The sequence below is a fragment of the Streptomyces sp. NPDC001530 genome (assembly GCF_042894545.1).
Classification (GTDB): Bacteria; Actinomycetota; Actinomycetes; order Streptomycetales; family Streptomycetaceae; genus Streptomyces.
Genome location: NZ_JBIAVS010000036.1, coordinates 78,384 through 87,720, shown reverse-complemented (window position 1 = coordinate 87,720; position 9,337 = coordinate 78,384). Strand labels below are relative to the sequence as shown.

General features: G+C 70.8%; 8 protein-coding genes. 7 read left to right on the top strand and 1 reads right to left on the bottom strand.

Features of this window, described 5'->3' with window-relative positions; translation table 11 throughout:
- Nucleotides 1-190: 190 nt before the first annotated feature.
- The 3 genes from ACFY0T_RS45895 to ACFY0T_RS45885 all read left to right on the top strand — a co-directional run bounded on the left by ACFY0T_RS45895 (nt 191) and on the right by ACFY0T_RS45885 (nt 3,524).
- Nucleotides 191-1,555: an FAD-dependent oxidoreductase gene (locus tag ACFY0T_RS45895; protein WP_388884505.1), complete on the top strand. Its 1,365-nt coding sequence runs from the start codon at nt 191-193 to the stop codon at nt 1,553-1,555.
- Nucleotides 1,556-1,754: 199 nt separating this feature from the next.
- Entirely contained in the window at nt 1,755-2,720 is a 966-nt protein-coding gene (locus ACFY0T_RS45890; protein WP_388884504.1) for an aldo/keto reductase, read from the top strand.
- A gap of 174 nt (nt 2,721-2,894) precedes the next feature.
- A complete protein-coding gene (locus tag ACFY0T_RS45885) occupies nt 2,895-3,524 on the top strand; it encodes a dihydrofolate reductase family protein (RefSeq protein WP_388884503.1) in 630 nt (209 codons plus the stop codon).
- Between the two features lie 10 nt (nt 3,525-3,534).
- Here ACFY0T_RS45885 and ACFY0T_RS45880 read toward each other — a convergent pair whose 3' ends face one another.
- Complete coding sequence (locus ACFY0T_RS45880; protein WP_388884502.1) at nt 3,535-4,137, bottom strand: TetR/AcrR family transcriptional regulator; 603 nt, start codon at nt 4,135-4,137, stop codon at nt 3,535-3,537.
- Between the two features lie 294 nt (nt 4,138-4,431).
- Here ACFY0T_RS45880 and ACFY0T_RS45875 point away from each other — a divergent pair, with 294 nt between their 5' ends.
- Genes ACFY0T_RS45875 through ACFY0T_RS45860 form a run of 4 tightly spaced genes read left to right on the top strand, consistent with a single transcriptional unit; the run spans nt 4,432 to nt 9,302 of the window.
- Entirely contained in the window at nt 4,432-5,034 is a 603-nt protein-coding gene (locus ACFY0T_RS45875) for a (2Fe-2S)-binding protein (protein ID WP_388884501.1), read from the top strand.
- Complete coding sequence (locus ACFY0T_RS45870) at nt 5,031-6,023, top strand: FAD binding domain-containing protein (protein ID WP_388884500.1); 993 nt, start codon at nt 5,031-5,033, stop codon at nt 6,021-6,023. Before ACFY0T_RS45875 ends, ACFY0T_RS45870 begins: the two co-directional genes overlap by 4 nt.
- A complete protein-coding gene (locus ACFY0T_RS45865) occupies nt 6,020-8,152 on the top strand; it encodes a xanthine dehydrogenase family protein molybdopterin-binding subunit (RefSeq protein ID WP_388884499.1) in 2,133 nt (710 codons plus the stop codon). Before ACFY0T_RS45870 ends, ACFY0T_RS45865 begins: the two co-directional genes overlap by 4 nt.
- Nucleotides 8,145-9,302: an XdhC family protein gene (locus tag ACFY0T_RS45860; RefSeq protein ID WP_388884509.1), complete on the top strand. Its 1,158-nt coding sequence runs from the start codon at nt 8,145-8,147 to the stop codon at nt 9,300-9,302. The genes ACFY0T_RS45865 and ACFY0T_RS45860 overlap by 8 nt, the downstream gene beginning before the upstream one ends.
- Nucleotides 9,303-9,337: the final 35 nt, after the last annotated feature.

Here is a 9,337-nt window from a genome sequence, read left to right as displayed (position 1 = left end):
CGCACAACACCTCCGCGTGGTCGGGACCGCAGGCACCGGGGCGGCGGGGGCCACGGCGGGTGGGGTTGAACAAAACCCCAAATAAGGCGGCCTTATGAGGTCATAGGTCCAGCCCGACTACTGACTTAGGTTTGCCTTAGTTTAGGCTTCCCGTCGAGTACGCCTGTTACCGCTCGAAGGGAACCTGATCATGCCTCGCCCCCTGCGGGTAGCCATTGTCGGAGCCGGCCCCGCCGGGATCTACGCCGCCGACGCGTTGCTGAAGTCCGCAGTGGCCGTCGAGCCAGGCGTGTCCATCGACCTCTTCGAGCGAATGCCGGCCCCGTTCGGTCTGATCCGTTACGGCGTCGCCCCCGACCACCCCCGCATCAAGGGCATCGTCACGGCGCTGCACCAGGTGCTCGACAAGCCGCAGATCCGCCTCTTCGGCAATGTCGACTACCCGGGGGACATCAACCTCGACGACCTGCGCACCTTCTACGACGCGGTGATCTTCTCCACCGGGGCGACGGCCGACCGGGCGCTCGACATACCCGGCATCGACCTCGACGGCTCGTACGGCGCGGCGGACTTCGTCTCCTGGTACGACGGGCACCCGGACGTGCCCAGGACCTGGCCGCTCGAGGCGGAGAAGGTCGCCGTTCTCGGCGTCGGCAACGTCGCGCTCGACGTGGCGCGCATCCTGGCGAAGACGGCGGACGAACTGCTGTCGACCGAGATCCCGCCGAACGTCTACGACGGCCTCAAGGCCAACAAGGCCCTGGAGGTCCATGTCTTCGGCCGCCGTGGCCCGGCGCAGGCGAAGTTCAGCCCTATGGAGCTGCGGGAGCTGGACCACTCCCCGAACATCGAGGTCATCGTCGACCCCGAGGACATCGACTACGACGACGGCTCGATCGCGACCCGGCGGGGCAACAAGCAGGCCGACATGGTCGCCAAGACCCTGGAGAACTGGGCCATCCGCGACGTCGGCGACCGGCCGCACAAGCTGTTCCTGCACTTCTTCGAGTCGCCGTCCGAAATCCTCGGCCAGGACGGCGAAGTCGTCGGCCTGCGCACCGAGCGCACCGCGCTCGACGGCACCGGCAACGTCAAGGGCACCGGCAGTTTCAAGGACTGGGACGTGACCGCGGTCTACCGCGCCGTGGGTTACCTGTCCGACGAACTGCCCAAGCTGCCCTGGGACGTCGAGTCGGGCACGGTCCCCGACAAGGGCGGCCGGGTGATCGAGGAGAACGGCGAGCACCTGCGGTCGACGTACGTCACCGGCTGGATCCGGCGCGGCCCCGTGGGTCTGATCGGCCACACCAAGGGCGACGCCAACGAGACGGTCGCCAGTCTGCTGGACGACCACACGAACGGCCGTCTGCACACACCCGCTTCGCCCGCTCCCGAGGCGGTGGACGCGTTCCTCGGCGAGCGCAACGTCCGCTTCACCACGTGGGAGGGCTGGCACCGACTGGACGCCGCGGAGAAGGCGCTGGGCGAACCGCAGGGCCGCGAGCGCGTGAAGATCGTCGAGCGCGAGGACATGCTCGACGCGAGCGGCGCGTAACCCTGCCCATTTCTCCCAAGAAGTAGGGTTGGATCGGTGGCTGACGGATGGTCAGTCACCGATCCACCCGTGGGCCACCCACCGGCCACCGCGAAACCCACCTGACCCAGCCCCTCAACTCGCCTATCGTCGACGTGATTTCCGGCGGGAGCTCGGCTCCCCGGCCGGGACGAGGGCGGTGACGACGTGGAGGGTGACAGTGCGCTACCGAGAGCTGGGACGCGGTGGGATGTCGGTGTCCGAGATCGGGTACGGGGCATGGGGGATCGGGGAGTCCGCCTGGGTCGGTGCCTCGGAGGACGAATCCGTACGTGCCCTGCACCGGGCCATCGACCTTGGTGTGAACTTCATCGACACCGCACGCGGCTACGGCGAGAGCGAGCGGATCGTCGGCCGGGTGGTGCGTGAGCGGGCCGGCGACGAGGTGCTCGTCGCGACCAAAGTGCCGCCGAAGAATCGCAGATGGCCGGCGCCCGACGGGCTGGACCCGGCCGAGACGTTCCCGGGCGAGCACATCCGCGACAGTCTGGAGACCAGTCTGCGCGCCAGTGGCCTCGATCACTTCGACGTACTGCAGTTCCACGTCTGGAGCGACGAGTGGGTCGGCCGGGGCGACTGGCTGGAGACGGTCGGGCAGTTGAAGCAGGAGGGGAAGATCCGCCTGTTCGGTGTGTCCATCAACGACCACCAGCCGGACAACGCCCTCGCCCTCGTGCGCAGCGGCGCGGTGGACTGTGTGCAGGTCATCTACAACGTCTTCGACCAGGCTCCCGCCGACGCGCTGCTCCCGGCCTGCGAGGAGCACGGGGTCGGTGTCATTGTGCGGGTGGCGCTGGACGAGGGCGGCCTCACCGGTCGGATCACCGCCGGTACGAGGTTCCCCGAGGGCGACTGGCGCAACCGTTACTTCCGCGGTGATCGCCCGGCCCAGGTCGAGCAGCGGGTGGCCGCGATCGTCGCCGACCTCGGCATCGCCCCCGACGAGATCGCCGAGACCGCGCTGCGGTTCGTGCTGAGCTCGCCGGCGGTCTCCACCGTCATCCCCGGCATGCGCACCGTACGCAACGTCGAGCGCAACACGGCCCTGAGCGACGGACGACCGCTCACCGCCGACCAGCTGTCCGTGCTGGCCAAGCACCGGTGGCAGCGCAACTTCTACTCCTGATCCACGGGCGGTACGGCTCCTGGGCCGTGGGCTGTACGGCTCCTGGGCCGTGGGCGGTACGGGCCTGGCCCGGTCACGGGGATTTCGAGATTTCCGCGAGAAGCTGTCGATCCAGGTGCGTCCTGTTCGACGCATGGGTGAGAGCGGGAAACGACGAACCCAAGGAGCACGGCCATGCCCAAGCTGCGCGTACACAACCTCACCATCTCGCTGGACGGCTTCGCCGCCGGTCCCCATCAGCGGCTGGAGCACCCGCTCGGCGAGGGCTTCGAGGGGATGCACGAATGGATGTTCGCCGCGATGCGGGACCGCGCCGACGGCAAGACGGGGCTCGACGTCGAATACGTCGAACGCAGCGAGGAGAACATCGGCGCCACCATCATGGGGCGCAACATGTTCGGACCCCAGCGCGGACCGTGGCAGGACGAGTCGTGGAAGGGGTGGTGGGGCGACAATCCGCCGTACCACAACGACGTGTTCGTGCACACGCACCATCTGCGGCCGTCGCTGACCATGGAGGGTGGGACCACCTTCCACTTCACCGACGAGCCCATCGAGACGGTGCTCGCGCGGGCGTACGAGGCGGCGGCCGGCAAGGACGTCCGGATCGGCGGCGGGCCGGCCACGATTCAGCAGTACCTGCGCGCCGGGCTGATCGACGAGGTGCACCTGGCCATCGTCCCGGAACTCCTCGGCAGCGGTGAGCGCCTGCTCGACAACCTGGGGGACGGGGTCGCCGGCTACCGGGTGGCCGAGCTGGTCAGCTCGCCGGCCGTCACGCATGCCCGGCTGGTACGTCGCTGACGCCCCCGCCTCAGCCTGCTCCGGTGGGTGCGCCCGGCCCGGGCGCGCCCGCGCGCAGGCCGTCCATCACGAGGTCCAGGAGCCGGGCGGCGCGCGGCTGCCAGTCGTCGTGCGGGTTGAGCTGCCAGAGCCCGGCGATGGCGAGGACGAAGTCGTCGGGGGTCACCCCCAGGCGGATGGTGCCCGCCTCCTCGTTCGCCTTGAGCAGGATGGAGACGGCCGACCTCACGGGGCCGTGCCCCAGCTTGGCCAGGGTGCCGCGCGGTGAGCTGGTGGCCGTGCGCAACGCGTCGGCCAGGCCGGCCTTGGCCATGGCGTACTGGGCGAGGCGGTCCATCCATTCCCGCAGGGCCTGGTCCGGTGGACGGGTCTCCAGCAACTGGGCCGCGGTGTCGGCGACCTGCTGCACCTCGTAGCGGTAGACCTCCAGGACGAGTGCCTCGCGGTTGGGGAAGTTGCGGTAGAAGGTCCCCTGCCCGACGCCCGCCTTCTTCGCGATCGCGCTCAGCGGGGCGTCCGCCGAGCGCTTCAGCTCGGCGAGGGCCACCTCAAGGATGCGTTCACGGTTCCGTTGCGCGTCCGAGCGCAGCGGCGCGTCCTTCTCGGGGTGCACGCGTGTCCTCCTTCTGGAACGACGGAATCGCGGCAGGGCCGCCCTTGCTAACCGGACAGCTGTCCGTTAGGTTCGTGGGTACCGGACAGCTGTCCGGTTAGAGCTCACTTTAGTGGCTGACATGCTCCGTGCGCATGGCCGGAACTGATCGCCGACCGGCATTCTCGCGCACCGGGCAGCTTTTCAAGCCGCCACGGATCAACCATTCGACTCTTCCCTTCGACTTCGACGCGCACCGCACACGCGAAAGCACCGCACACGCGAAAGCACCGCACACGCGAAAGAAGGCTGATCATGGCCCCAGCCCCCTCATCGACGTACAGCGCCATCACCCTGAACATCAACGGCGAGAAGTACACGCTGCCCGTCGACCATCGCACCACCCTGCTCGACGCGCTGCGCGAGCATCTGGATCTGACTGGTACCAAGAAGGGCTGCGACCAGGGGCAATGCGGCGCCTGTACGGTGCTGCTGGACGGCCGCCGGGCGGTGTCCTGTCTGCAGCTCGCGGTCGCCGCCGAGGGGCGCGCGATCACCACCATCGAGGGCGTGGCGGAGGGTGAGCGGCTGCATCCGGTGCAGCAGGCGTTCCTCGACCTCGACGGCTACCAGTGTGGCTACTGCACACCGGGGCAGATCTGTTCGGCTCTCGGGGTGATCGAGGAGCACGCGGCGGGCTGGCCGAGTGCCGTGACCGCCGATGTCCGGCCCGAAGCGGGTGTTCCGCAGCTCACCGCCGAGGAGATCCGCGAGCGGATGAGCGGCAATCTGTGCCGCTGTGGCGCTTATGTGTCGATCGTCCAGGCGGTGGCGCGGGCGGCAGCGACCCAGACGGCGGATACCCGGGCGTCCGAACTCCAGGCCGCCGAGCCCGACACCAAGGAGGCGGCGGCATGAGGGAATTCGGCTACGAGCGCGTCCTCGATGTCTCGGGTGCCATCGCCCTGCTCGGCGACGACCCCGACGCGCGCTTTCTCGGCGGCGGCACCAATCTCGTCGACCTGATGAAGGCCGGTGTGGAGAGGCCCACGCGGCTCGTCGACGTACGCGAACTGCCCCTGGACCGGGTCGAGTTCACGCCGGACGGTGGTCTGCGCATCGGCGCGACCGTCACCAACAGCGATCTCGCCGCCCATCCCGAAGTGCGGCGCCACTACCCGGCGTTGGCGCAGGCCGTCCTGGCCGGAGCCTCGGGTCAGCTGCGCAACATGGCCACGGTCGGCGGGAATCTGCTCCAGCGCACCCGCTGCGGCTACTTCACCGACCTGGCGAAGCCGTGCAACAAGCGTGCTCCCGGCAGCGGTTGCCCCGCCATCGAGGGCGAGCACCACAACCACGCGGTCCTCGGAGCCTCCGAGCACTGTGTGGCCACCCACCCCTCGGACATGGCGGTCGCGCTCACCGCTTTCGACGCCGTGGTCTCGTACGAAACGGCGGACGGGCCGGGCGAGTTGGCGCTCTCCGACTTCTATCTCCCGGTGGGCGACACCCCGCATCGGGAGACCGCGCTGCCTCCCGGTGCGCTGATCACCGGCGTCACGCTGCCTGCGGCCCCGGTCGCCGCGCACTCGCGGTACCGGAAGGTGCGCGAGCGTGCCTCGTACGCGTTCGCGATCGGCTCGATCGCCGCCGCTCTCGACGTCCAGGACGATGTCGTACGCGATGTGCGGCTCGCCTTCGGGGCGGTGGCGTCCCGGCCGTGGCGGGCCATGGAGGCCGAGCGGGTGCTCACCGGTGGTCCGGCGAGCGCCGAGGCGTTCGCCGCCGCCGCGGACGCCGAGCTGGCGGCCGCGAAACCCCTGCCCCACAACGGATACAAGGTGCCGCTGATGCGCAACCTCGTCGTGGCCGTGCTGACCGAACTCGCCGAGGAGGCCGCCCGATGACCACCACCACCGCAGCCGCCGCGGCGACGAGGGCCGTGGGCACCGCGCACACCCGCGTGGAGGGCCTCGCCAAGGTCACCGGAGCGGCCCGCTACGCCGGGGAGGTCCCGCACCCCGAACTCGCCCACGGCTGGCTGGTGTTGTCCACCGTGGCCCGCGGCCGCGTCCGCGCTGTGCAGGACGCCCCCGTGCGCGGGATGCCCGGCGTCCTCACTGTCCTGCACCACGGGAACGCCCCTCGGCTCGAGGGAAACTACATGGTCCCGTTCGGGCAGCCGGACCCCGCTCTTCAGCTCTTCCAGCACGACCGGGTGCCGTATGTCGGCTGGCCGGTGGCGCTGGTCGTCGCCGAGACACCCGAGCAGGCCAGGGAAGCGGCCGAAGCTCTCGAGGTCGAGTACGACGAGGAACCGCACGACGTCGCGTTCTTCGTGGGGCACCCTGGTATGTACACACCGGAGGGCTCCCACGCGGGGAAGGGCGACCTGGAGGCCGAACTCGCGGCGTCCGCCGTCGTCGTGGACGCGGAGTACACCACACCGGAAGAGCACCACAGCCCGATGGAGCCGCACGCGGCGACCGCGCGCTGGGACGGCGGCCGGCTCGAAGTCGTCGACTCCAACCAGGGCAGCAAGTTCGTGGCGGACGAGCTCGCCAAGCTGTTCTCACTCGACCCGAGCGCGGTGCGGGTGCGGTCCGAACACGTGGGCGGTGCCTTCGGATCCAAGGGGACCCGCCCGCACGCGGTGCTCGCGGCGATGGCGGCGACCGTCCTGCACCGCCCGGTCCGGGTCGTACTGACCCGCCGTCAGATGTTCTCCCTCGTCGGCTACCGAAGCCCCACCGCGCAGCGGGTCAGGCTCGGCGCCGACCCCGACGGGCGGCTGCGCGTACTCGACCACCAGGCGGAGTGCCTGACCTCCACCGTGTACGAATTCATCGAGCGCAGCGCCGATTTCGGGCGTCCGGTGTACGACGCGGACGCGCACCACACCGTCAACCGTGTCGTACGGCTCGATGTGCCGACCCCGACGTGGATGCGCGCCCCGGGCGAGGCGCCGGGCTCGTTCGCGCTGGAGTCGGCGCTCGATGAACTCGCCGAGAAGTGCGGCATCGACCCGATCGCGCTGCGCGTGCGCAATGAACCGACCGTCGGCCCCCTGTCCGGACTGCCGTTCACCAGCCGCAATCTCCTCGCCTGTTTCGAGGAGGGCGCCCGCAGGTTCGGCTGGGCGGACCGCGACCCGCGTCCCGGCGTCCGCCGGGAGGGGCGCTGGCTGCTCGGCACCGGTACGGCCGCGGCCGCGTTCCCCACGCTGTCCGTTCCCTCCACGGCGGCCGTGACGGCGGAGGCGGACGGCACCTTCACCGTACGGATCACCGCGATCGACGTCGGGACCGGCGCGCGGACGGCGCTGACCCAGGTCGCCGCCGACGCGTTGGAGGTGGAACCCGGGCGCATCCGGATGCGGATCGCGGACAGCGACTTCGGGCCGGCGATCATCGCCGGCGGCTCGATGGGCACCCGCTCCTGGGCCTGGGCGATCATCGCCGCGGCGCGCGAACTGCGAGAGCGACTGGTCCCCGGCGGCGTCATTCCGCCCGAGGGAATCACCGCGCGGTCGGACACCTCCGCGGCCGTCGGTGCGCTGTCGAACAAGGAACGGCACACCTTCGGGGCACAGTTCGCCGAGGTCGCCGTGGACGTCACCACCGGTGAAGTGCGCGTACGGCGCATGCTCGGCATCTTCGCCGCGGGCCGGATCGTCAATCCGCTCACCGCGCGCGGCCAGTTCATCGGCGCCATGACCTGGGGACTCTCCATGGCCCTCCACGAGGAGGCGGTCCGGGACCAGGCCTCCGGCGGCCACGTCGGCGCCGACCTCGCGGGCTACCACTTCGCCGCGCACGCCGACGTGCCGGCCATCGAGGCGGACTGGGTGGACGACCCGGACCCCGACGACCCCGTCGGGATCAAGGGCATCGGCGAGATCGGGGTCGTGGGAGCCGCGGCGGCGATCGCCAACGCGGTCTGGCACGCGACCGGCGTACGCCACCGGAACCTGCCGATCCGGCCCGATCGCGTCCTGCTGGCGGCAGCGGGAGCCCGAGGTGCCCGAGGTGCTTGACATCGCCGACGAGCTGAACCGGTGGGTCGAGGAGGACCGGGACTTCGCCGTCGCCACCGTGGTGGCGGTCAGCGGCAGCGCGCCGCGCGGTCCCGGCGCCGCCCTCGCCGTCGACCGCGACGGTACGGCCATCGGCTCGGTCTCCGGCGGCTGTGTCGAAGGGGCGGTGTACGACCTGTGCGTCGAGGCGCTCCAGGACGGCCGGGCGGTCCTCGAACGCTTCGGCTACAGCGACGAGGACGCCTTCGCGGTGGGCCTGACCTGCGGCGGGATCATCGAGGTGCTGGTCACACCGGTGCGCGCGCACGCGCCGGTGTACGCGGCATGGCTGTCGGCCGCCGCCCGGGGAGAGGCGGTGGCCCTCGCCCGGGTGGCCCGGGGGCCGGCCGAACTGCTGGGCAGGGCGCTGCTCGTCCACGCGGACGGGTCGTACGAGGGTGGCCTCGGCGGCTCGTACGACGGCGGTCTCGGCGATCGTTCGGAGCTGGACCGGACGACGGCGGCGCAGGCCCGCGCGATGCTCGACGCCGGGCGCACCGGCACCGTCGAGATCTCCGAGGATGGATCGCACTGCCCGGGCGGCGTGACGCTGCTCGTCGAGTCGAGCGTGCCGCCGCCCCGGATGATCGTCTTCGGAGCGGTGGACTTCGCGGCGGCGCTCGTACGGGTGGGCAAGTTCCTCGGCCATCACGTGACCGTGTGCGACGCCCGCCCCGTCTTCGCCACGCGTGCCCGCTTCCCCGAGGCCGACGACATCGTGGTCGACTGGCCGCACCGCTACCTCCGGCGCACCGAGACCGACCGGCGCACCGTCCTGTGCGTGCTCACCCACGACGCCAAGTTCGACGTGCCTCTCCTGGAGACGGCCCTGCGCCTGCCGGTCGCATACGTGGGTGCGATGGGCTCCCGCCGCACCCACGAGGACCGCACCCGCCGACTGCGCGAAGTCGGCGTCAGCGAGCGGGAGTTGGCACGGCTCCGGTCACCGATCGGCCTCGACCTCGGCGCCCGTACGCCCGAGGAGACCGCCCTGTCGATCGCGGCGGAGATCGTCGCGGCGCGACGCGGCGGGACGGGCGCTCCCCTGACCGGCGCACGGACGCCGATCCACCACGACCGGGTGACGGTATCGGCCGCAGCAGTCGGATGACGCATGCGCAGGAGCGCTCCACCCCGCAGTCTGGA